Source organism: Streptomyces sp. NBC_00887, assembly GCF_045207585.1.
Map to the genome: position 1 here is coordinate 4,786,821 of NZ_CP108788.1, position 23,169 is coordinate 4,809,989.

General features: G+C 70.0%; 19 protein-coding genes. 9 read left to right on the forward strand and 10 right to left on the reverse strand.

Annotation, left to right across the window (positions count from 1 at the left end; genetic code table 11):
* Positions 1 to 339 precede the first annotated feature (339 nt).
* On the reverse strand, positions 340 to 2,775 hold the full coding sequence (locus OG844_RS21670; RefSeq protein WP_406392400.1) for an ABC transporter substrate-binding protein: 2,436 nt from the start codon (positions 2,773 to 2,775) through the stop codon (positions 340 to 342).
* 287 nt (positions 2,776 to 3,062) lie between these two features.
* Between OG844_RS21670 and OG844_RS21675 the strand changes: the two genes are divergently transcribed.
* The 4 genes from OG844_RS21675 to OG844_RS21690 are packed head-to-tail and all read left to right on the forward strand — an operon-like array spanning position 3,063 to position 6,871.
* A complete protein-coding gene (locus OG844_RS21675) occupies positions 3,063 to 3,314 on the forward strand; it encodes a hypothetical protein (RefSeq protein ID WP_406392402.1) in 252 nt (83 codons plus the stop codon).
* 9 nt (positions 3,315 to 3,323) lie between these two features.
* On the forward strand, positions 3,324 to 4,187 hold the full coding sequence (locus OG844_RS21680; RefSeq protein WP_406392403.1) for a hypothetical protein: 864 nt from the start codon (positions 3,324 to 3,326) through the stop codon (positions 4,185 to 4,187).
* Entirely contained in the window at positions 4,188 to 6,101 is a 1,914-nt protein-coding gene (locus OG844_RS21685; RefSeq protein WP_406392405.1) for a fumarate reductase/succinate dehydrogenase flavoprotein subunit, read from the forward strand.
* A complete protein-coding gene (locus OG844_RS21690) occupies positions 6,098 to 6,871 on the forward strand; it encodes a succinate dehydrogenase/fumarate reductase iron-sulfur subunit (RefSeq protein ID WP_406392406.1) in 774 nt (257 codons plus the stop codon). The genes OG844_RS21685 and OG844_RS21690 overlap by 4 nt, the downstream gene beginning before the upstream one ends.
* 200 nt (positions 6,872 to 7,071) lie before the next feature.
* Here OG844_RS21690 and OG844_RS21695 read toward each other — a convergent pair whose 3' ends face one another.
* The gene (locus OG844_RS21695) at positions 7,072 to 8,121 is read right to left on the reverse strand and encodes a hypothetical protein (protein WP_406392407.1); all 1,050 of its coding nucleotides are present in this window, start codon (positions 8,119 to 8,121) and stop codon (positions 7,072 to 7,074) included.
* Positions 8,122 to 8,441: 320 nt separating this feature from the next.
* On the opposite strand from OG844_RS21695, the gene OG844_RS21700 reads away from it, so the two are divergent.
* Positions 8,442 to 10,565 carry a TPM domain-containing protein gene (locus tag OG844_RS21700; RefSeq protein WP_406396212.1) on the forward strand — a complete coding sequence of 708 codons (2,124 nt, stop codon included), beginning with the start codon at positions 8,442 to 8,444 and terminating at the stop codon, positions 10,563 to 10,565.
* Between the two features lie 80 nt (positions 10,566 to 10,645).
* Positions 10,646 to 11,359 carry a PspA/IM30 family protein gene (locus OG844_RS21705; protein WP_406392409.1) on the forward strand — a complete coding sequence of 238 codons (714 nt, stop codon included), beginning with the start codon at positions 10,646 to 10,648 and terminating at the stop codon, positions 11,357 to 11,359.
* A gap of 45 nt (positions 11,360 to 11,404) precedes the next feature.
* On the opposite strand, the gene OG844_RS21710 is transcribed toward OG844_RS21705, so the two are convergent.
* The 4 genes from OG844_RS21710 to OG844_RS21725 all read right to left on the reverse strand — a co-directional run bounded on the left by OG844_RS21710 (position 11,405) and on the right by OG844_RS21725 (position 15,733).
* Positions 11,405 to 13,993 carry a SpoIIE family protein phosphatase gene (locus OG844_RS21710; RefSeq protein WP_406396214.1) on the reverse strand — a complete coding sequence of 863 codons (2,589 nt, stop codon included), beginning with the start codon at positions 13,991 to 13,993 and terminating at the stop codon, positions 11,405 to 11,407.
* 193 nt (positions 13,994 to 14,186) lie between these two features.
* A complete protein-coding gene (locus OG844_RS21715; protein ID WP_406392410.1) occupies positions 14,187 to 14,624 on the reverse strand; it encodes an ATP-binding protein in 438 nt (145 codons plus the stop codon).
* A gap of 122 nt (positions 14,625 to 14,746) precedes the next feature.
* Positions 14,747 to 15,148: an NUDIX domain-containing protein gene (locus OG844_RS21720; RefSeq protein WP_406392411.1), complete on the reverse strand. Its 402-nt coding sequence runs from the start codon at positions 15,146 to 15,148 to the stop codon at positions 14,747 to 14,749.
* A gap of 384 nt (positions 15,149 to 15,532) precedes the next feature.
* A complete protein-coding gene (locus OG844_RS21725; RefSeq protein WP_406392412.1) occupies positions 15,533 to 15,733 on the reverse strand; it encodes an SPOR domain-containing protein in 201 nt (66 codons plus the stop codon).
* Between the two features lie 130 nt (positions 15,734 to 15,863).
* Between OG844_RS21725 and OG844_RS21730 the strand changes: the two genes are divergently transcribed.
* Positions 15,864 to 16,097 carry a hypothetical protein gene (locus OG844_RS21730; protein ID WP_406392414.1) on the forward strand — a complete coding sequence of 78 codons (234 nt, stop codon included), beginning with the start codon at positions 15,864 to 15,866 and terminating at the stop codon, positions 16,095 to 16,097.
* 162 nt (positions 16,098 to 16,259) lie between these two features.
* On the opposite strand, the gene OG844_RS21735 is transcribed toward OG844_RS21730, so the two are convergent.
* Both OG844_RS21735 and OG844_RS21740 read right to left on the reverse strand, forming a co-directional pair.
* Positions 16,260 to 17,066, reverse strand: a complete 807-nt coding sequence (locus tag OG844_RS21735) for a purine-cytosine permease family protein (protein ID WP_406392416.1) — start codon at positions 17,064 to 17,066, stop codon at positions 16,260 to 16,262.
* Positions 17,067 to 17,190: 124 nt separating this feature from the next.
* On the reverse strand, positions 17,191 to 17,943 hold the full coding sequence (locus OG844_RS21740; protein WP_406392417.1) for a GntR family transcriptional regulator: 753 nt from the start codon (positions 17,941 to 17,943) through the stop codon (positions 17,191 to 17,193).
* A 230-nt stretch (positions 17,944 to 18,173) separates the two neighbouring features.
* Between OG844_RS21740 and OG844_RS21745 the strand changes: the two genes are divergently transcribed.
* Complete coding sequence (locus OG844_RS21745; RefSeq protein WP_406392418.1) at positions 18,174 to 19,559, forward strand: glycoside hydrolase family 18 protein; 1,386 nt, start codon at positions 18,174 to 18,176, stop codon at positions 19,557 to 19,559.
* Positions 19,560 to 19,647: 88 nt separating this feature from the next.
* Here OG844_RS21745 and OG844_RS21750 read toward each other — a convergent pair whose 3' ends face one another.
* Positions 19,648 to 21,231 (reverse strand): S8 family peptidase, encoded by a 1,584-nt coding sequence (locus OG844_RS21750; protein WP_406392420.1) that lies wholly within the window; start codon positions 21,229 to 21,231, stop codon positions 19,648 to 19,650.
* A gap of 274 nt (positions 21,232 to 21,505) precedes the next feature.
* Here OG844_RS21750 and OG844_RS21755 point away from each other — a divergent pair, with 274 nt between their 5' ends.
* Positions 21,506 to 22,606 carry a threonine synthase gene (locus OG844_RS21755; protein WP_406392422.1) on the forward strand — a complete coding sequence of 367 codons (1,101 nt, stop codon included), beginning with the start codon at positions 21,506 to 21,508 and terminating at the stop codon, positions 22,604 to 22,606.
* Between the two features lie 49 nt (positions 22,607 to 22,655).
* Here OG844_RS21755 and OG844_RS21760 read toward each other — a convergent pair whose 3' ends face one another.
* Entirely contained in the window at positions 22,656 to 23,138 is a 483-nt protein-coding gene (locus OG844_RS21760) for a cupin domain-containing protein (RefSeq protein ID WP_351175050.1), read from the reverse strand.
* Positions 23,139 to 23,169 lie beyond the last annotated feature (31 nt).

Consider the following 23,169-nt stretch of genomic DNA (forward strand, 5'->3'; position numbering starts at 1 on the left):
CTTGCGCTTCTCTCGGATCGTGGGATCAGGCGTCTCAGTCGGTCTCGAGTCCTCGTACGCCCGCCGGGCGGACACGCCACGGCTAGTCCAATGGTACGGGCCCGACGCGTCCTGGGCTTCCCGGCCCGATCCGCAGGACCGGACTCCACGCAGTATTCAGCCGATATACAGCCGATATTCAGCCGGTATCAAGTCATCATCCGACCTGTGACGGACCGGACGGAGGGGGGTGTGGGGGGTGAGCAGCCCGGGTCTGGGCAGACACCACCTTGCCCGCCGGGGGTCTCGGCGGGCAAGGGACTTGAGCTGGTTCTGAGCTTCCAGTACGGCCTTGACCTGCTACTTCTTACGATTCGCGGGGGAACCTGCCGCTTGTCGCCCGGTGAATCCGATGTCCTCGTAGCGAGGTGCGGCGAAGCCGAAGGCACCGACGTTCGCAAGCTTCTTGTTCACGGCGACCAGCTGTGGCCGCTGATACAGCGGAATCGATCCGGCAGCGGCCCAGATCCGTGCGTCCGCCTGCTTCAGCAGATCCCTGGACGCCTCCGCGTCGAGCTCGGAGACGGCCTGGTCGAAGAGCTGGTCGATGTGGTCCGAACCGACCCGCGTGTAGTTCTGCTCGACGAGCAGCGACCCGTCGGTCGCGGGCTCGGGCTTGGAGAAGATCGGCCTGCCGTCGGTCGCCGGGTAGGCGGTGGCCGGCCAGGAGTACAGCGCCAGGTCGTAGTCGCCTGAGGCGATGTGGTCCTTGAAGTAGCTGTCGTCCGAGACCTTGGTGATCTGCGTTCCGATGCCGATGGTGTCCAGCATCTCGACGATCCTTTCGCCGACGCTGCGCAGCGACTGCGAGCCGGGGCCGGACGGCAGGACGAATCGCAGCGTCAGCGGCTTGCCGTCCTTGCCGAGCCGGCCGCGGACCGAGGCGGGAGCCGGTGCCGCTGTGCCCACGGGGGCATAGGCGCCCGCGGCGCCGCCGGGCTGCCTGTCCTGGGCGGAGACCTCGGCGCCGTCCCCGGCGGCGGTGGCGGTGAGCGCGCCGGCCTGGCGCCGCAGGGCGGCACTGTGGGCTGCGGCGGCCCGGGCGGTGGCGAGGACCCGGGAGGACCGGCCGCCCGGCTTGTCGTCACCGACGATGTACATGCCTTCGTCGCGGGAGGCCCGGTCGTCCTTGCCCGCGTCGTCCGATCCTGCCGCGTCCGACCCCGCTTCGTCGGCCTCGGCGGGCTTCACCGACTCCTCTGCCTCCTCTGCCGACTCCTCAGCCTTCTCCGCCGGCTTCTCGGCCTTCTCCGCCGGCTTCTCGGCCTTCCCGGACTTGTCGGCCCCGGGCTTCGCTCCCTTCTCCTCGGCCTTCTCCCCTGCCTTCTTCTTGTCGGCCTCGCTGCCGGCCTCCTTCGGCGTCACGGCGGCGCCACCCTTCGTCCAGCCCGCGTCGGCCAGCAGCGCCTGCGCCTCCTTGGTGTCCTGCTCGCCCAGCGCACCGCTGCCGTCCTTGTAGGCGGGCTGCCCGGCCAGCGCCAGGTGGCTGCCCGGCGGCTTCGCGGGCAGGCCCAGCGGCTTCAGGACGAGGTCGGCCAGCTCCTGGCGGTCCAGGGCACGGGCCACGGCGCGACGGACCCGGTCGTCCGAGAGGGGGCCCGATTCCCCGTTCAGCGCGAGTTGCGTGTAGGCGGGCTCCAGGGACTTACGTACGGCGAAACCGCCCAGCGACTTCTGCTCGGCCGCGTACGCCGCGACGGCCGCGCGGTTCTCGGCGCGGGCCGCCTGTGCGGTCTCGGCGGCCTCCTCGTCCGATCCGTGGGCCAGGGCCCAGGAGCGCAGGGCGGCCGCGGGGGTGATGTCTGCGCCGGGGCCGTGGGCGGGCGGCTGCCCGTTCCCTCCCCGGTAGCGGGCGGCGCGGGCGATGCGGTTCGCGGTCGCCGGGTCGACGTCCGCGACGTCCACGGTGCCCGCGGTGAGCGCCTCGTCACGCTTCTGGGGTTCGACGGTCCGGAAGACCAGGGATTCGAGCTTGGCCCTGGCGCCCCACCAGCGCGGGTTCCGGTCGAGGGTGACGGTCCCCTTGGCCTTGTCCACGCCGCGCAGCCGGAACGGTCCTGCGGTGTTCTTGAGCGTCGTCCTCGCGCCGTCGTTGAAGGTGCCCGGGGATCCGGTCACCTCCTTCGGGTACAGCGGGGAGAACAGGGCGCGCCAGTCCGCGTACGGCTTGGAGAAGGTGACTCTGACCTGCAGGTCGTCCTTGCCGCGTTCGATCTTCTCGATCCGCTCGTAGCCGGCGTTGCGCGCCGTCCAGTACGCCGAGTCCTTGCCGCTCAGCGCGCGCCACTGCGCGACGAAGTCGGGAGCACCGATCTCCCGGCCGTCGCTCCACACGGCCTGCTGGTTGAGCTTGTACAGGACGACCTGTTTCGGCTCCTGCTCGATGACCTTCGCCGACTCCAGGTAGTCGGGGTTGAGCCTGGGCTCACCCCGCGCGTCCATCGGGAAGAGGGAGGGCAGCAGGGCCCCCGCGATCCGGGTGGTCGCGCTGTCGGCGTCGGACTGGAAGGTGTTGAGGGTGGCGGGCACCGCGTCGATCGCCCAGTTGAGTGTGGATCCCTCGGTGACCCGGTCGCGGGAGGCCGGGGCGATGTCCTGCGGGACGGCTACCGAGGCGGCGCCCTCGCCGCCCGAGCTGCAGCCGGCCAGCACCGGGATCGTGAGGACACCTGTCGCCAGGAGCGCGACCGAACGGCGCTTTCGGGCCGTCCCCTGTGGGACGCCGACGTGGGCCATGGCTGTTACCTCCGGGGCCGGCCCGGCCCACCCCGTACCGGAATGGACCGGATTATTCGTTCTGGTGGCATTTACAGTTGATCACACTGATTCGTTGACCCACTGAACCCACCTCCACGCGCGCCGGACGGCAGACACGGCCCGTACGGCGGCAAACCTCACCCGAGCGGCCCCACGCCCACGCCCCGGCCACAGGCGACTGCCGGACCCTTGTGGAGCAGCCGTGTGACGCGCAACACTCTCAGGCACACAACTCCGCACCGCCATCGCGGAAGGTTGGTCAAATCATGTCTCTGCACGATGAGTTGACAGCCGTTCAGCACTGCATCGACGACCTGGTCCGCACAGTCGGCCGGTTGGAGCGGACCATCGCGCAGCTGCGCGCCGAAGACTCCGCCACGACGGAGACCCCCGGCTCCGACACTCCCGGCGGTCCCGGCCCCGGGGTCATCACCATCACCGAGACGCCCTACGACGCCGCCTTGTGGACGGACTCGGACGACGAGGGTCTGGGCGTCCGCGGCAGGCACGCCTTCTAGGAGAGCTCCTTGGCCACCGGTACGGAACCAGGTACGGAACCACCGCGGCCCGCCGCGCCGCCGGCGGGCACGACGGGCGCCGGGGCAGGAGTGCGCGGAGCATCGCGCGCCGCCATAGCCGCCCGCCATCTGCGCACCGACCGGTGGTGGCTGGCACCCGCCGCGACCGCCGCCGGTCTCTTCGCCTTCATCGTCTACTCGACCTGGCGGGCGTTCTCGAACGCCGACTACTACGCGGCCCCCTACGTGTCGCCGTTCTACTCGCCCTGTCTGGCGGAGAACTGCGTACCCATGCGGGGCGGCCCGAACTGGGACGTGCTCGGCACCTGGTGGGGTCTCTCCCCCGCGCTGATCATCCTGGTCTTCCCGCTGGGCTTCCGGCTGACCTGCTACTACTACCGCAAGGCCTACTACCGGGCCTTCTGGGCATCGCCCCCGGCCTGCGCGGTCGCCGAGCCGCACACCACGTACACCGGCGAGACCCGCTTCCCGCTGGTCATGCAGAACATGCACCGCTACTTCTTCTACGCCGCGGTCCCGGTCGCCGGAATCCTCACGTACGACACCGTGCTCTCCTTCCGCGACGAGCACTACGCCTGGGGCCACATGGGTCTCGGGTCGCTGATCTTCCTGGCCAACATCGTGCTGATCTGGGCGTACACCCTGTCCTGCCACTCCTGCCGCCACATCATCGGCGGCCGGCTGCGGCACTTCTCCGAGCACCCGGTGCGCTACCGGCTGTGGGGCTGGGTCGGCCGGCTGAACGCCCGGCACATGCTGCTCGCCTGGGCCTCACTCATCAGCGTGGCGCTCTCGGACTTCTATGTGTATCTCGTCGCTTCCGGCGCCTTCGACGATCCGAGGTTTTTCTGAATGACACAGCTCGAACGGCAGCAGTGGGACGTCGTCGTGGTCGGTGCCGGGGGCGCCGGGCTGCGCGCCGCGATCGAGGCCAGGGAGCGCGGAGCGCGTACCGCGGTCATCTGCAAGTCGCTCTTCGGCAAGGCGCACACCGTCATGGCGGAGGGCGGCATCGCGGCCTCCATGGGCAATGTGAACCCGGGCGACAACTGGCAGGTCCACTTCCGCGACACGATGCGCGGCGGGAAGTTCCTCAACCAGTGGCGGATGGCCGAGCTGCACGCCAAGGAGGCGCCCGACCGGGTCTGGGAGCTGGAGACCTGGGGTGCGCTCTTCGACCGGACGCCGGACGGGAAGATCTCCCAGCGCAACTTCGGCGGCCATGAGTATCCACGGCTCGCACACGTCGGCGACCGTACCGGCCTCGAACTGATCCGTACGCTCCAGCAGAGGATCGTCGCCCTCCAGCAGGAGGACCACCGCGAATTCGGCGACTACGAAGCCCGGTTGAAGGTCTTCCAGGAGTGCACGGTGACCCGCGTCCTCAAGGACGGGGACCGGGTCGCGGGCACCTTCTGCTACGAGCGGGAGTCCGGCCGCTTCTTCGTGCTCGAGGCCCCCGCGGTGGTCCTTGCAACGGGAGGCATCGGCAAGTCCTTCAAGGTGACGTCGAACTCCTGGGAGTACACCGGCGACGGCCATGCGCTGGCCCTGCTCGCGGGAGCGCCGCTGCTGAACATGGAGTTCGTGCAGTTCCACCCGACCGGCATGGTCTGGCCACCGTCGGTGAAGGGCATCCTCGTCACCGAGTCGGTGCGCGGCGACGGCGGGGTCCTGCGGAACTCCGAGGGCAAGCGGTTCATGTTCGACTACGTCCCCGACGTGTTCAAGGAGAAGTACGCGCAGTCGGAGGAAGAGGGCGACCGCTGGTACGAGGACCCCGACAACAACCGGCGTCCGCCCGAACTGCTGCCGCGCGACGAGGTGGCCCGCGCGATCAACTCCGAGGTGAAGGCGGGCCGCGGATCGCCGCACGGCGGGGTGTTCCTCGACGTGTCGACCCGGATGCCCGCGGAGAGGATCCGGCGGCGGCTGCCCTCGATGTACCACCAGTTCAAGGAGCTGGCGGACGTCGACATCACGGCCGAGGCGATGGAGGTCGGACCGACCTGTCACTACGTGATGGGCGGGATCGCCGTCGACTCCGACACCGCGAGTGCCCTCGCCGTCCCCGGGCTGTACGCGGCGGGCGAGGTGGCCGGCGGCATGCACGGCTCCAACCGGCTCGGCGGGAACTCCCTCTCCGACCTGCTGGTCTTCGGCAGGCGGGCCGGAGCGCACGCCGCCGAGTACGCGAGCTCGCTCGACACACGGCCCGCGGTGGACCAGGACGGGATCGACACGGCGGCGGCCGAGGCCCTGCGGCCGTTCGGCGCCGAGGTGGCCGGCACCGGCGGGACACCCGCGGAGAACCCGTACACCGTGCACCAGGAACTCCAGCAGACGATGAACGACCTGGTCGGCATCATCCGGCGGCAGCACGAGATGGAGCAGGCGCTGGAGAAGTTGGCGGCGCTCCGCGAACGGGCGCAGCACGCCGTCGTCGAGGGGCACCGGCAGTTCAACCCCGGCTGGCACCTCGCGCTGGACCTGCGGAACATGCTGCTGGTCAGCGAGTGCATCGCCCGGGCCGCACTGGAGCGCACGGAGAGCCGGGGCGGGCACACCCGCGAGGACTGCCCCTCGATGGAACGCTCCTGGCGCCCCGTCAACCTGCTCGCGCGGCTCGCCGGGAACGACGACCCCGCACAGGGCCTGATCGAGCTCGTACGCACGACGACCGACCCCATCCGTCCCGACCTGCTCTCCCTCTTCGAGAAGGAGGAGCTGGTCAAGTACCTCGCCGAAGAGGAGCTGTACGAGTGAGCAGCTACGAAGCCCGGTTCAGGGTGTGGCGCGGGGACACCGACGGCGGTGAGCTGAAGGACTTCGCGGTGGCGGTGAACGACGGGGAGGTCGTCCTCGACATCATCCACCGGATCCAGGCCACCCAGGCGGGCGATCTGGCGGTGCGCTGGAACTGCAAGGCGGGCAAGTGCGGTTCGTGCAGCGCGGAGATCAACGGACGGCCCCGGCTCCTGTGCATGACACGCATGTCGGTGTTCCGCCGGGAGGAGACGATCACGGTCACTCCGCTCCGGGCCTTCCCGGTCGTACGCGATCTGGTGACGGACGTGACCTTCAACTACGCCAAGGCACGCGAAGTGCCCGCCTTCGTGCCGCCGCAGGGGGTGAAGGCGGGCGACTACCGGATGCAGCAGGTCGACGTGGACCGCTCCCAGGAGTTCCGCAAGTGCATCGAGTGCTTCCTGTGCCAGGACACCTGCCATGTGGTGCGCGACCACGAGGAGAACAAGACGGCGTTCGCCGGGCCTCGCTTCCTGATGAGGGTGGCCGAGCTGGACATGCATCCCCTCGACGCCGCCGCCGAGTCGGGACTGGACCGGAAGGCGACGGCGCAGGAGGAGCACGGCCTGGGCTACTGCAACATCACCAAGTGCTGTACGGAAGTGTGCCCCGAGCACATCAAGATCACGGACAATGCGCTGATCCCGCTGAAGGAGCGGGCGGTGGACCGCACGTACGACCCGCTGGTCTGGCTGGGGAACAAGATCCGGCGGCGGGAGGGGTCCTGACGGGGCTTGGCCCCTTGGCCTCTGGGCCTCTTGGGACCCCCGGAGCGTGAACGCGTCACGCGCCGCACCGGTCGGTCTGCTCGCCGCGGCTCTGCGCAGGCCGTCCGGCCCTGGCTGCTGCAGCGGCGGTTCCGGACGGGTGGCTTCGGTCGCGGGTGCACCCTCTGCCCGCTGTCTGACCGCCCCGCCGCGAGGCGGAGTCAGTGCCAGCCTTCCCGGTAGGCCTTCCAGTCGCCCTCGCGCGCGGCGAAGTCGACGTAGAGCGCAACGCCGAAACGCGTCCGGTCGCGGTCCGTCCGCGCCAGGCCCAGCCTGGCACCGCGGACCGCGGCCTCGACCGTTTCCGCGGCGTCCCGGTGCCCGAGGTCGTTCTCGTGGAAGAACGGCAGCCCCATCAGCAGGTCGGTGTCCTCCGGCGTCACCTCGAGGGCAAGCGCGGTCTGCTGGGCGACGAATCCGCCGTAGGTGCCCTCGAAGGGCATCCAGCTGTCGTACGACATCACGGCGATCTGGTCGACCCGCCCGGCGACTTCACCGAAGAACTCCTGCGACCACCACTTCTCCCTGCCGATGAGCGCGCCGAGGATGCTGTGCGCGGCCGGTACGGGGTCGATCTGGTGGGCGGCAACGGAGAGCTGCGCCTTGCGGGTACCGGTGAGTTCGCCCAGATCGTCGAGGAGGGAGAGGTAGTGGCTGTCCCCGGAATGCAGCGGCTCCAGGTCGAAGTGGACTCCGTCGAACCCCGCGTCGAGAATCTGCCGCGCGGAGGTGACGACGGCCGTGCGGGACGCGGCACTGTCGAGGCGCAGGCCGTCGGGCCCCTCGGTCGCCAGAACATCGCCGAGCCAGGCCTGCACCCGGATGCCGGGCAGGGTGCGGTGCACCGCGTCGATCAGCCACTGCGCCTTCGGATAGCGCTTCGCGGGCAGGGTGCCGTCGTGTTCCAGCGGTCCGGCGTGCACGTAGAGGTCCTTGATGCCGGTTCCTTCCATCTGTGCCGCGAAGGCCGCCAGGTCTCTGTCGCCCTTGCGCCCGTCGACCCACGCATGGCCGAGCCAGATGGCATCACGGCCGCGGGTGCGGGTGTCCTCGCCCGGATCCCCGGCGTAGTTCAGCCGCAGCGCGATGCCCGCGGTCAGGACCGGCAGGACGAGCAGCAGGACCAGCGCCAGTGCGATGCGCCTCGGCCAGGTCCATCGGAAGCGGGCCCACCTGCTCCGCGCCGTTCCGGCCGTCTTCCCTGTTCCCATGCCCGTACCCCCCGAGTTTCACTGTGCCGCCGCGGTACGGCCGGCATGACGTCCCCCTGCCGGACCGGCCCGCACCGCTTTCGTCCCTGGCGTCACAGACGCAATCCTCAGCCCCTTCCGTTCCTTCTTCGGCAGGCCAGGGTCGCCCGATCGGACGCGGAGCCGCTGCGCGGCACTCCCCCGCCCCTCATCCGTGCCGCCGTCCATGGCGTTGCGAAGCGGGGTGGCGGACACGGCTGTACGACGGGGAACCGGCCCGTCCAAGGACCGGAGGTGCCGGGTCGCGAGGGGAACTGGGCGGACATAGCCTCCCAAATGTGATGCAGCCTGCGAGCCGTACCCGGATCTCCATACCCGCCAGGGTCCTCCTCGCCGTGCTGGCAGCAATGTGCTGGATCGCTCTGCCCGCCGTGCCGGGCGCCCGTGCCGACGACCCGGTGGTGCTGTCCCGCGACGGGCAGATCACCGACAAGGTGGGGGCACTCGGCGATCGTGACCAGCAGGTCGAGTCCGCGCTCGACGAGCTGTTCGACAGCAGTCGGATCCAGCTCTTCGTCGTCTACGTACGCGACTTCTCCGGCCGCGACGCGCAGACCTGGACCGACGAGACCGCGAACCGCAACGGGCTCGGACAGGACGACGTGCTGCTGGCCGTGGCCACGCACGACCGGCAGTACGCCTACTCCGTCGACCAGGGGTCGCGGCTCACCGACGGACAGCTCCAGGACGTGGCGAGCACGGCGATCGAACCGGCTCTGCGGCAGAACGACTGGGCCGGGGCCGCGATCGGCGCCGCGAACGGGTACGCCGCGGTGCTCGCCGGCCGGCCCGTCCCGGCCCCCGCGATCACTCCGGGGGCCGCGGATCCCGGGACGGGCAGCGACTCCGACAGCGGCAGCGCGGGGAACCTCATCGTCCCGATCGCCGTCGTCGGGGCCGCAGGTGCGGTCGCCGCCTACGCCTACACCCGCCGCAGGAAGCGTGCGTCGAGCCGGACGACCCCCGCCGCGGCCGGCTGGGGCAGCGGCGGAGCCCAGGAATCCGCGGAGCCGTCGACGCCGCTGCCGGAACTCGACGCACAGGCCAAGGCCGACCTGGTGGACACGGACGACGCCGTGCGCACCAGCGAGGAAGAGCTCGGATTCGCCACCGCGCAGTTCGGTGAGGAGGCCGCGGCTCCGTTCACCCAGGCCGTCGACCATGCCAAGTCGGAGCTGACGGAGGCCTTCCGCTTGCGGCAGCAGCTCGACGACGCCTTCCCGGAGGACGACGCGACACGGCGCCGCATGCTCGACGAGATCGTCAGCCGTTGCGTGGAGGCGAACGGGCGTCTGGACGCCGTGGCCGAGGACTTCGACCGCCTGCGCGCCCTCGAGCAGACCGCGCCCCAGGCCGTGGCGACTTCGCAGGCCACTCTCCGCGACCTCTCCGGACGGATCTCCACGGCGGAGTCCACCCTCACCGGAATGCGCAGCCGGTATACGGAATCGGCCGCCGCACCGGTGGCCGGCTCCTTGGAACAGGCCGAGGACCGGCTGCTGTTCGCCACATCCGGTCTCGACCAGGCGCGCCAGGCAGTGGCCGACGGCGACAACGCGAAGGCAGCGGTGTACGTCCGGGCCGCCGAGGGCGCGATCGGGCAGGCGTCCGCACTCGTCGACGCCGTGGACCGGCGTGCTGTGGAACTGGCAGAGGCGGCGGGCAGGCTGCCGGGGGCCCTCACCGAGACGGAAACGGATCTGGCCGATGCCGGCGGTCTGCTGAAGGGTACGGCCGAAGGAGTCTCCACCGCGGATCTGCAGGGCAGGATCGCGCGCGCGGCATCGGTCCTCAGCGATGTGCGGAGCGAGATGGACGCCGGTCCCTACGACCCCATCGACGCTCTGCGCCGGGTGGAGGAGGCGGACACGGCGCTGGACGAAGCCCTCGCCGGGGCCCGCGAGCAGGAGCACGGAAACCTGCGCGCCCGCTCTCTCCTCGACCAGGCGATGCTCACGGCACGTTCGGCGATCGGGGCGGCCGCGGACTACATCACCACCAACAGGGGAGCGGTGGGCAGCCAGGCTCGCACCCGGCTGGCCGAGGCCCAGCGGCGGTGGGAGCGGGCTCGCGAACTGGGCGGATCGAACGATCCGCAGGGCGCCCTGGCCGAGGCCCAGCAGGCGGACGCCCTGGCGGGGCTGGCGCAGAGCCTGGCGGAACAGGATGTGCGGGCCTACCGGAACCAGAACGGTCCGGGCGGTGTACAAGGTGGGGGAAGCGGGATGGGCGGGGCGGTTCTGGGCGGCATCCTCCTCGGCGGACTCCTCGGCGGGAGCGGCCGGGGCGGGGGTTTCGGAGGGGGGTTCTCGGGAGGTTTCGGAGGCGGAGGGTTCTCAGGCGGGCCGGGCAGCTTCGGCGGCGGCGGAACCCGTGGCCGAAGGGGCGGCGGAGGCCGGTTCTGACGTCCTCGACGGACGGCGCGTCGCGTCAGCCGCGGATTCACGTTGCGTCAGTCGCTGTAATTCACACAAGGAGAGGTGCCATGACCAAGCAGACCGTCCTCGGCCGCGTCACGCAGCTGGCGCGGGCCAACATCAACGCCCTGATCGACCAGGCGGAAGACCCCCAGAAAATGCTGGACCAGCTGATCCGCGAGTACACGGGCAACATCTCGGAGGCCGAGCAGGCCGTGGCCGCGACCATCGGCAACCTCCGGCTGATGGAGCAGGATCACCGGGAGGACGTCGACGCGGCGCGGGAGTGGGGGCAGAAGGCCCTCGCGGCCAGTAAGAAGGCCGACGAGTTGCGCGCTGCGGGATCGGCCGCCGACGCCGACACGTTCGACAACCTGGCCAAGGTCGCGCTGGGCCGGCAGCTCCAGTCGGAGCAGGAGGCCAAGACGGCCGAGCCCACCATCGCCTCGCAGACGGTGGTGGTGGACAAGCTGAGGACGGGCCTGGACCAGATGAAGACCAAGCTGACCCAGCTGAAGTCCACACGCGACGAGTTGGTTGCGCGCTCCGAGTCCGCCCAGGCGCAGAACCGGATGATGGACGCCGTGAAGAGCATCGACGTCATGGATCCGACGAGTGAGCTCAGCCGCTTCGAGGACAAGGTGCGGCGCGAGGAGGCGAAGGCGGTGGGCAAGCAGGAGCTCGCCGCGTCGTCGCTGGACGCGCAGTTCGAGCAGTTGGACAGCCTCGGTGAGAGCGCGGAGGTCGAGGCCCGGCTCGCCGCCCTGAAAGCGGGCTCATGACGCGACCGGCGGCTGTCGGCACCGCCGGCACGCCGCCCGCCCCGGTCAGTACATGCTCAGCAGCTGCTCGACCGAGAGTTCGGCGGCCGGCTCGCCGTCGGGCAGCGCCAGCTCGAACCACACCGTCTTGCCTCGCGGCGTCCGTCGTGACCCCCAGGCCGCGCTCAGCAGTCCGACCAACTGCAGCCCGCGACCGCCCTCGTCGGTGTCGCGTGCCCGCCTCCGCCGTGGCTGGACCAGGCCCGCGTCCCATACCTCGCACACGAGGGTGCGGTCGCGCAGCAGCCTGAGTCTGATCTCGCCCTCGCCGTAGCGCAGCGCGTTGGTGACGAGCTCGCTGACCAGCAGTTCGGTGGTGTCCACCAGGTCGTCGAGGTCCCACGACGTCAACTGGGCACGGGCCAGCTCGCGGGCCCGGCCGACGGAACGGAGCTCGCGAGGAAGCCGCCAGTCGCCCACGGCATCGACCGGAAGCCCTTGGATGCGCGCCATCAGCAGGGCGATGTCGTCCTCGCCGTGGCGGGTGTCGAGGGTGGCCAGTACATGGTCACAGACGTCCTCGAGCGGCTGGGACGGCTCCGTGAGGGCGTCCCGGAAGGCCTGCAGGCCTTCGTCGAGGGGATGGTCGCGTGACTCGACGAGACCGTCGGTGTAGAGGGCGAGGAGGGCACCCTCCTTGAGCTCCACCTCGACCTCCTCGAAGGGCTCGCCACCGACGCCGAGCGGCATTCCGGGAGGGACGTCCAGCAACAGGGCAGGTTCGCCCGGCTCGACCACCACGGGAGGGAGGTGACCGGCATTGGCGAAGGTGCACCGCCGGGTGACGGAGTCGTACACCGCGTACACACACGTCGCCAGATAGACCTCGGAGAGGTCCGCCTCGCGTGACTTGTGGGCGACGCGTGAGGGCCACTGGGCGCCGCCGCCTCCGCCGAAGGCGTCGCTCCGGTCCCCGCCACCGGGGGTGCCGAGGCCGCGGGCCACCTCGTCGAGGGCGGAGAGCACCTCGGCCGGCTCCAGGTCCAGGAGCGCCAGGGTGCGTACGGCGGTGCGCAGCTCCCCCATCGCGACAGCGGCCCGCAGCCCGCGGCCCATGACATCGCCGACGACGAGGGCTGTGCGATGGCCGGGGAGTTCGATCACGTCGAACCAGTCACCGCCGACCTCTGTGGCCGTGTTACCGGGGAGGTAGCGGCAGGCGATGTCGAGACCTGCGGCCTCCGGGTCGCCCGGCGGGAGCAGGCTGCGCTGGAGTATCAGCGCCCTTTCGTGTTCGCGGCGGTAGAGGCGGGCGTTGTCGATGCAGACGGCCGCACGGGCGGCGAGCTCGGTGGCCAGGGCCCGGTCCCGCTCGCCGAAGGGTTCGCTGCCCTTGGCGCGGGAGAACTGGACGAGACCGATGACGATGTCGTGCGCGACCATCGGCACGGCGAGCGTGGAGTGCACGAAGCCGCGTTCGTCACCGGGCACGTCTTCGACGCTGCCGGTGCGCAGTGCGACGGCACAGGGTGAGGTGAACGGGTAGCGGTGGACCGCGCCGAGCGCGGGAGGCCCCGGGGCCTCGTTCCCGTCGGGATCGGCACCGCCGCTCAGCCTCCCACCCGGCAGGCCGCCGGGGAGCGCGTCGGAGACGGCGCTGGCCTGGGCCACCCGGCGGAGTTCCGCCGAACCGCCGCCGGACTCCTGCCGGAGCCGGCCCCAGCTTCCGGGTGATGCCTCGTCGCCGGTGAGCAGTCCTTGGTACAGGTCCACGGATGCCAGATCGCAGAAGCCGGGCACGGCGACGTCGAGCAGTTCCCGGGCGGTGGTCTCCAGATCGAGGGAGTTGCCGATGCGCGCACTGGCCTCGTTGAGAAGTGCGAGGTTACGACGGGCACTGGCTGCCTCACGGGCGGCGATGTGCCGGCCCGTGACGTCTGTGGCGAGTCCCGCGATGCCGATCGGACGTCCGGCGCCGCTGTGGACCCGGTAGAGGTTCATGGACCAGTGGCGCCGGGTGCTGGAGCCGGGGACGGTGCCGACCAGTTGGAGGTCGGTGACGGCGTCACCGGTTTCCAGGACGCGCTTGAGGGTGCTGGAGAGCCGGTCGGCCTCCTGCCCGGCCAGGTAGTCGTCCACCGTGCGCCCGCGATGGTCGTCCGCCTCGCCACCGAAGACCGTGGCGAACCGCTGATTGGCCCGTACGACCGTGAAGTCCGCACCGAAGAGGACGAAGCCGAAGGGAGATTGGCCGAAAATCGCCTGTGATGCGGCAAGATCAGTTTCGATGCGCCGTAGTGCCCGGACATCGACGACGATGCAGAGCGCTGCGCGCTCGCCCCTCCCCGTCTCGCTCGGCATGACGTAGATCTCGGCAAGACCCTCGGCTCCGCCCTCGCCCGGGATCCGGAACGGGACGAGACCCGTCCACTCCTTGCCGTCGAGGATTTCGCCGACCCGCCGATGCGCGTCCGAGCGCAGCTCGGCAGGCATGAAGGCCTCGACCGGATCCCTGCCCACCGCCTCGTCGGAGGCCATGCCGAACAGACCGGCGGCCCGCCGGCTCCACTGCTCGATCAGCCCGTCAGGCCCGATCGAGAAGGAGGCGACCCTGATGTAGTCATAGATCGAGCCAGGCGGGCTGCTCTGCCACACGACGTCGCCCGCCGACCCAGGTATTTCGCTCACGCGACCGTCCCCTCCAGCTCACACACCGGACCGGTCCTGCCCGCAGTATTCAGCACTACGGGCCTTACCGGCACGGCGTTCACGATCACAGCACGGTCTCAGTCCCTTTCAGCCAGGTCCTGCCTGACCGCCGGTGATCGCTGTGCGTCCCCTCCCACTCCTAACCAGGGAGAGCGAGCTCGAACCACACCGTCTTGCCACTCTTTCCACGCCGGGTCCCCCAGCGGCGCGCAGAACAAGCCACGAGCTGCAGCCCGCGCCCCCCTTCGTCCTCCGGTCCGGCCATACGTTCGGTGGGCGCATCCGGAAGCGGATCGGAGACTTCCACGAGCAGAGCCTGCCCGGCAGTCCGCAAACCGGTCCCCACGCCTTCCGGATGCGAGCGCACGAGCCGTACCCCGATGGGGCCCGTCGCATAGCGCAGGGAATTGGTCACCAGTTCGCTCACGAGCAGCACGGCGACATCTCCCACCGCCGCGTCGAGCCCCCAGACGTGCAGCGCATCGCGTACCGCATGCCGGGCGCTGCGCACGGAGCCCGGCACCGCCGGAAAGCTCCACTCTGCGCAGTCGCCTTCGGAATCGGTCACGCCGATCACTTCCCAAGACCGAAAACGGGGGTGCACCCCACGTGAAGGGGATAATCAGCACATACCCGAAATGTGGTGCAACCTATCGCAGGACCCGACAGGTGCGGCGTACGGGTGCATGCGCCAGGGGATCAGATCAGCTCACCCGTGGCGTTGAGATCATCGAAGAGCAGTTGGTCGACCGGGGGGACGAGGGAGCGGTCCCCGTAGGAGAACCAGGCCATCTCGTCGATCTCACTGCTGGCTGCCAGCGTGCCCCGGTAGTCGCCGTAGTAGCAGCTCATGCGTACCACCACACCCTCCGGATGGCCGTGTGCCTGCGCCTCGTACGTACCCGCATGGAGGACGGTCGAGGGGACGACGGTCACCGTCAGTTCCTCCTCGACCTCACGCAGCAAGGTCTGCAGGTCCGTCTCCCCGCTCTCCCGCTTGCCTCCGGGGATGTAGAAGATGTCCTTCCCCTTCGGTCGCGCGCAAAGAATCCTGCCGTTCTCCACCCGCACCCAGGCCACCGTGTCGATCAGCACCGGCATCGTTCCGTCCTTGCCATCGGTCTGCCGCCGCCTCGGATGCCGTGGTGTGCGGCTCGGGGCGTTCGACGTCTCAGGAGTCTTCGACGCCTCAGCGCGTTCAACGGCTCAGGAGTTTCGACACCTCGCCGGCAGTCGGTGCGACCGACAACACCCGGGCCGACCCCACGTCTGACGTACTGTCCGAGAGCGTGCGGGAAAAGGGCTTCCGGGACGCGAATATACGGCGCCGTCCGGCACGCCGGACCAGCACGCCCACGACGGACGGCAGCCGGGGCCGTCCCAGGCGGTGGACGGCCCCGGCGGAAGCTCGGAGTCACTCGGACCGCGGGGGTCCGTACGGGCGGCAGACGGGGGCGGCCGGCGCGGCCCCGGAGGCCGCAGCCGTCAGGGGTGGGCGCTCTGGCCCACGCGCTCCACCCAGTAGAGCTGCTTGTGCCCGTGGCGCTCGAGGCCGTCCGCGATCTTCTGCGCCTCGTCCTGTGACGCATAGCGACCGACGCGGTATCTGTTGCCGTTGTCGTCCTGCCGAATCACCAGCCAGGGGAGCACGGCACCGCTGTCGGTCATCGTGTCCCTCCCGAGCATTTCGCCCCTCTCCCCACTGGCGTGCACGTCTCTAAGGATCCCCAGGAAACCGCAGTACGCATATGCCCGAGCGTACGCCTGACCTTCACTCAGCGGATGCGTGTTTACACAAAGAGATACACATCCGGTCATGCGTGAGGGGGCGCACCCATCTGGATGCGCCCCCTCGCACACTGCCCGCGTCAGCCGACGGTCGTACGCGGCGTGGGCAGCGGCAGCGGCAGCGGCAGCGGCAGCAGAACCGGACCCGCCCCTGTCCCTTGCGGCAGACATCGCCGCACTCCGCGAGCAGCGCAGCGGCCAGCACAGCGAGCAGATCGGCCCCGACCGGACCGGGCAGTCGGCGATGTCGGGCAGCTCATAGGCGGTTTCGCACACCGCGCAGGTGTGCGTGGCGGTGACGCCGCGCCGATGATGACCCAGCCGGGTCCCGCAGCGAGGACGGCGAGGTTCCACCGGCGCCTGTTGGCCTCGGTCCTGGCCGGCATGAAGCGCAGGTAGTCGGCCTGCTCGCCGATCTGGGCGATCAGGGAGAGCGCGACACCGGTACCGAGCCTGAAGGCGACCCAGGAGAAGCCCGGGCCCGCCCCCTCCGTACCGCCGAAGGAGCCGAACGCCCCCAGGCGTCCGGGGCTTCGAAGGCCAGCACCACGAAGGGCAGCATCATGCCGATGATCCAGACCGGCTGGGTCCAGGCCTGCACCTTGGCCAGTGCGCCCATGCCCCGGAAGACGATCGGGATGACGATCAGCGTGGTGATCAGATAGCCGGCCTCGACCGGCAGCCCGACGGCCTGATGCATGGCCTGCGCCATGATCGAGCCTTCGAGGGCGAAGAAGATGAACGTGAAGGACGCGTAGATCAGCGAGGTCGGCGTCGATCCGAAGTAGCCGAACCCCGCCCCTCGCGTGACCAGGTCCATGTCCAGGCCGTACTTCGCGCAGGCCCGGGCGATCGGTATGCCGGTGAGGAAGATGATCGCCGCGGCGGCAAGGATCGACGCGAACCCGCTGGTGAACCCGTAGGTGAAGACGATCGAGGCGCCGATCGCGAAGTCGGCGAGGTAGGCGATGCCGCCGAGCGCGGTACCCGCGACCATCGACGGCGACCAGCGCCGGAGGGAGTGCGGCGCGTAGCGGAGGGAGTAGTCCTCCCGGCTCTCGTCCGCGGCGAGCTTCGCATAGCTGCGCCGGGCGCCGCCCCGGCGCAGTCCTGCGGCGCCGGTGGCGGCACCTCGGCCGTTGTGGGCGTTGCCGTGTCCGTCATCGGTGACTTCCCGTTCGTCGGTCCGTGTGCGGGTGACGAACGGGAAGTTACGAGCCGGACATGACAAATCCTCACAGTCAGCGATTGCCTGCGGGTCAAGGGCGGCGAGGGGGAGTTAACTCCTCGTCACGGGCGGCGGACACACCATCCCCCACCGCGGTCGTCGTGTCCTGTACAGGCCTCACGGCCGGTCACCTGACCGGCAGATGGTAGGCGATCCGGTAGCGGTCGGCGGGCACGACCACATCAGCGGTCTCCACGGCCCGCCCCGACGCGTAGTACGTGCGACCGATCACCATCACCACATGCCCCGGCACACCACCGAGCGCCAGGAGCTCCTCCGCCAGCCCCGGGCGCGCGCCGACCTCCTCCGCCACGTTGTCCACGACGACATCGATCGCGGCCATCCGGTCGACCACGCCGCAGCCCCCCAGCGGGCCCTCCTCCGGAAGCATCACCGGCGTACGGCCCGTGACGGCGAGAGGTTCCCAGGACGTCGAGAGCATCATCGGCTCGCCCGCGTCCCGGAAGACGTACCTCGTACGCATCACCCGGTCACCCGGCTCGATGCCGAGGCGTTCGGCGATCTCGGGGCCGGCCCCCTCCTGCTCGCTGCGGGACTCCCAGGTCCCGCGCATTCCTTCCGCCGTCTGCTCCTGGCGGAACGGACTGGCTCCGGCTCCCGGCCGGTAGCCGGAGCGGGCGATCCGGCGCGGGACCGGGCGCTCACGCACATACGTCCCGGAGCCCGACCGCCCCTCGACCAGCCCTTCGGCCATCAGCACCTTCCGCGCCTCCAGCGCGACGGTGTCCGACACGCCGTACTCCTCGCGGATACGCGCCTGCGACGGCAAGCGGGTATGAGGCGGCAGCGCGCCGTTGACGATCTTCTCTCTGAGATCGCTCGCCACGCGCAGATAGGCGGGCTGCTCACCGAAAGTCACAGGCCACTCCCAACAGGTTGACAGACTGCAACAGCCTGGCAACCGTGGGTTGTACACCGCAAGCACAGGCCAAAGTTTCACTCGATGTGATGATTCCTTGCCGACCAGCGCATACCTCGCGCGGCACCGCACAGACTCTTGACCGTTTTTGGTCCAGACCAATACCTTCCTCTGCACAGCACGGCTCTCGCTGGCTCTCCAGCTCCGGCACACGCACAGGAACGAGTCCCATGCGTCGAAGAACCCTGTCCAGACTGACCACGGCCGCCTGCGCCTTCGCGCTGCTGGCCGGCATCGCCCCCGCGGCCACGGCCGACGGCGCCCAGGACCGCGGCAGCCGCGGCGACCGCGGCGCGGGCCACGACCGCGCGTACAAGAGCGTCGGTTACTTCACCCAGTGGGGCGTCTACGGGCGCGACTTCCAGGTCAAGGACCTGGACACAAGTGGTGCGGCCGCCAGGCTCACCCACATCAACTACGCCTTCGGCAACGTCAGCGCCGAAGGCAGGTGCTTCACGGGCAACGTGCCCGGCGAGGCGGACGCATGGGCGGACTACACCCGTCCGCTCGATGCCGCGGGATCGGTGGACGGCGTCGCCGACACCGACACCCAGGCCCTCGCGGGCAACTTCAACCAGCTGCGCGAGCTCAAGGCCAAGCACCCCGGCCTCAAGGTGATGATCTCCCTGGGCGGATGGAGCTGGTCCACCCACTTCTCCGATGCTGCCCGCACCGCGGCCTCGCGCAAGGCCCTCGTCTCGTCCTGCATCGACCTGTACATCAAGGGCAACCTGCCCGTCGACGGCGTACGCGGGGGCGAGGGGGCCGCGGCCGGCCTCTTCGACGGCATCGACATCGACTGGGAGTGGCCCGGTTCCGCCGGTGACACCGACACGGTCTACCGACCCGAGGACAAGAAGAACTTCACCGCTCTGGTGCACGAGTTCCGTACCCAGCTCGACGCGTACGCGAAGTCGCAGAAGTCGCAGAAGTCGCAGACGAACCGGACGACGCATCAGAAGCACTACGAGCTCTCGGCGTTCGTCCCGACCGCACCCGCCAAGATCGACGCGGGCTTCGACGTCCGCCGCATCATGCGGGACTTCGACTTCGTCAACCTCCAGGGCTACGACTTCCACGTCTCCGGTGAGACGACGACCGCCCAGCAGTCCGCCCTGTACGCGAAGGGCGACTTCAGCGTCGACCAGACGGTCCGTGACTGGATCAGGCGCGGCGCCCCCGCCCGCAAGCTGGTGGTGGGCATGCCGTTCTACGGGCAGGGCTGGACCGGAGTGACCGGTGGCGGCGACGGGCTCGGGCAGCCGGCGACGGCACCCGCCCCGGCCACGTACGCGGCGGGCTACGAGGACTACAAGGCCCTCAAGAAGCTGGCCGATTCCGGGCAGTACACGGTGCACCGCGACACCCGCAACGGCCACGCCTGGCTGTTCGACGGGACGACCCTGTGGACGTACGACGATCCGCAGGTGCTGCGCGCCAAGACCTCGTACATCCGTGACCGCGGTCTCGGGGGTGCGATGTTCTGGTCGCTGGACGGCGACACGGACGACGGCGAGCTGATGTCCGCGGTCGACCGCGGGCTCAATCACCGCTAGGGCCTTTCGCCTGACTCAGGTGTGCGGGGCGGCTGCCGACGGCAGCCGCCCCGCGTGCGTTCATGTCCGGCTCAGAAGCGGTCCGGCATCAGAACTGCAGTGCCCAGGAGTTGATCCTCCCGGTGTCGTACGTGGCGTTGTCGCTGACCCGGAGCTTCCAGACGCCGTTCGCGACCTCCGACGAGGCGTTCACCGTGTAGGTGGTGATCACGTTGTCGGCGCTGCCGCCGGTCCCGTACGCCTTCAGGTTGTAGACCGAACCGTCGGGCGCGACCAGGTCGATCTTCAGGTCGCCGGAGTAGGTGTGCGTGATGTTCACGGGAACGCTGAGCGCTGACGGTGCGTTACCGCTGATACCGGAGACGGTGATCGGCGACTCGACCGTGGCGTTGTCGGCGATCGCGTAGCCGGTCGTGCTCTCGAACTTGGTGCCGGTGGGCGGCGGGGTGGTGCCGGTGCCGACGTTCAGCAGCTTGTTCGGCGACCCGGTGCCCGGGCTCGTCACCACGCCGCTGGTGGCCGCGGCGACCAGTCCCGCCGAGACCTGCGCCGGGGTCTGGCCGGGGTGGTCGGCGAGGTACAGGGCTGCGGCACCGGCGACGTGCGGGCTCGCCATCGACGTGCCCGAGATGGTGTTGGTCGCACTGTCACCGGTGTTCCACGACGAGGTGATCGAGGAGCCCGGCGCGAAGATGTCCAGGACGGTGCCGTAGTTCGAGAAGCTCGAACGGGCGTCGGTGCTGGTGGTGGAGCCGACCGTGATGGCCTCGGCGACGCGCGCCGGGGACTTGGTGGAGGCGTTCGTCGACTCGTTACCAGCCGCGACGGCGTAGGTGACGCCGGAGGCGATCGAGTTGCGCACGGCGGTGTCGAGCGCGGTGTCCGCGCCGCCGCCCAGGCTCATGTTGGCGACGGCCGGCTTGACGGCGTTGGCCGTCACCCAGTCGATGCCCGCGACGACCTGCGCGGTGGTGCCGGAGCCGCTGTTGTCGAGGACCCGGACGCCGACGATCTTCGCCTTCTTGGCGACGCCGTACGAGGTCCCGGCGACGGTGCCGGCCACGTGGGTGCCGTGGCCGTTGCCGTCCTGTGCGGTGTTGTCGTTGTCGATGGCGTCGTAGCCGTTCGACGCGCGGCCGCCGAAGTCGCTGTGGCTGATGCGTACACCGGTGTCGATGATGTACGCGGTGACGCCCTCCCCCGCCTTGTCCGGGTAGGTGTAGCTCCGGTTCAGCGGCAGGGCCGTCTGGTCGATCCGGTCCAGTCCCCACGAGGGCGGGGAGGGCTGGGTGCCCGAGATCGTGAAGGTCCGGTTCTGCACGACGGACTCGACTGCCGGGTCCGCGGCGAACTTCTTCGCCTGCGCGGCCGGGAGTTCGACGGCGTAGCCGTTGAGCGCCGCACTGTAGGTCTTCTTGATCTTCGCGCCGTACTCCGCGGCGAGCGCCTTGCCGTCGGCGGATCCGGCGTCGGCGGCGGATTCGTCGAGGGTGACGATGTAGCTGCCGCTGATGGCGCCCGGGGCGCCCGCGTTCTCGATCCGGCCTTCCGGCGCGCTCGGGGACGCGAGGGCCGGGAAGGCCGCCGCGGTCGAGAGGGCGAGGGCCGCGCCGGTTATGACGCTCGTCGCGGCCAGTCTTCGCGCGTAGCGTGCGTGACGCTTCACTGCCATGTGAGGGGTCCTCCTCGTTTGCGGTGCACTGGTGGGGGATGCCTGGGGGTGCATTGACCTGCATCGCGGTGCATGGGGGGTGCATTCGGTCGAGCGGGGTGCATGCTGCGAACATCATGGGCATGACAAACCAGACACGACAGAACCCCGGTCCGGGTTCCTCGCACGGCGGCATGCCCTGCTGCCAGCGAAAGATTGGCCCATCCATAGGAATCCCACAAGACTGCCTTGGCATGAGCAATACATTCGCCACACGGCTGACATGCTGGCGGGCATGGCCACCTATCGCTGCCCGCAGGACGGGACCCGCGCAGACACGACCGACCTGACCTGGTGTTGTCCCCGCTGCCGGGGCCCCTGGGACCTCGACTTCGACGTCCGGTCACCGATGTCCCTCGACTCGCTGACCGGACGCGTAAGTTCACTGTGGCGTTACGAAGAGGCGCTGCCCCTCGGCGATCCGGCGGTCAGCCTCGGCGAGGGCAGGACGCCGCTCGTCCCCCTCACCGCGAGTGTCTCGGCCAAGCTCGACTACCTGATGCCGACGCTGTCCTTCAAGGACCGGGGCGCGGTCATGCTGGCCGAACTCGCCCGCCGGCTCGCCCCGGAGCGGGTCGTCGCGGACAGCAGTGGCAACGCGGGCACGGCCGTTGCCGCGTACTGCGCCCGGGCCGGCCTGCCCTGCACGGTGTACGTCCCCGAGGGAACGTCCCCGAAGAAGACCGAGCAGATCCGTGCGCACGGCGCCCGGTTGGAGATCGTGCCCGGCGACCGCGAGGCCACCGCGAGGGCCGCCCGCGCCGCCGCCGACGCGCCCGGCACCTTCTACGCCTCACACGTCTTCAACCCGTACTTCCTGCACGGCACGAAGACCTACGTCTACGAGATGTGGGAAGACCTCGGCGGCAGTCTGCCGGACGCGATCGCCGTGCCGGTCGGCAACGGCACCCTGCTCCTCGGCGCGGCCCTGGCCACGGCGGAACTCCTCGCGCAGGGCCTGATCGACCGCCGTCCCGCACTGATCGCCGTACAGGCCGAGGCCGTGTCCCCGCTCGCCGAGGCGTTCCGTGCGGGCGCCGGGAAACTGCTCGACTCCCCCGGCCATGCGTCCCCCACGCTCGCGGAGGGCATCGCCATCCCCCGTCCCCCGCGCGCCCGGCAGATCCTTGCGGCCGTCAGGGAGTCAGGCGGCACCTTCCTCACGGTCACCGAGGACCGGATCCGCGCCGCGCAGCAGGACCTGGCGGCCCGCGGCTTCTTCGTCGAGACGACCGGGGTCGCCTGCTGGGCGGCCGTGGGTGACTGGACGGACCGCAGCGTCGTCGTGCCCCTGTGCGGCGCAGGCCTCAAGACAGGCCTGGCGCCCGCACCCTGACGGAGCCCGCGCCGTGACCGGAACCCGTCCCGCGCCGTGAGCGGAACCGTCAGTCCGTCCAGTACGTGTCGTGCCTGATGAAGAACTCCGCGCGCTCCTTCTCCGGCCAGTCGGACACCTGCGACACCTTCTCGAAGTACTCCTCGCGCGGCGCCCCGGGCGTGAACAGGAGCAGCATCGATGCGGGTGCGTCCGAGTCGTTGCGGAAGGCGTGCAGGCCACCCTGCGGCACGTACAGGAAGTCGCCCTCGGTCGTGTCGACCCAGCGCTCGCCGTTGTAGATCCGCACCGTCCCGTCGAGGATGAAGAACGACTCCGAGATCGTGCGGTGGAAGTGCGTGGCAGGGCCACCGGCCCTGGGCGCCATGTTGATCCGGTAGAGACCGAACTCGCCGTGCGTCGATTCCGTCGTCGCCAGGTAGTGCGTGGTACCGCCGCTGCGCGTCAGCAGATTCGGCGTGGTGTCCGCCGGGCGGTACTGGGCGCTGATCTCGCCCTCGCCGTCCGCGTACACGGGTTCCGGATACGACATGCCGTTCTCCCTCTGCCCTGGACCGGTCCGC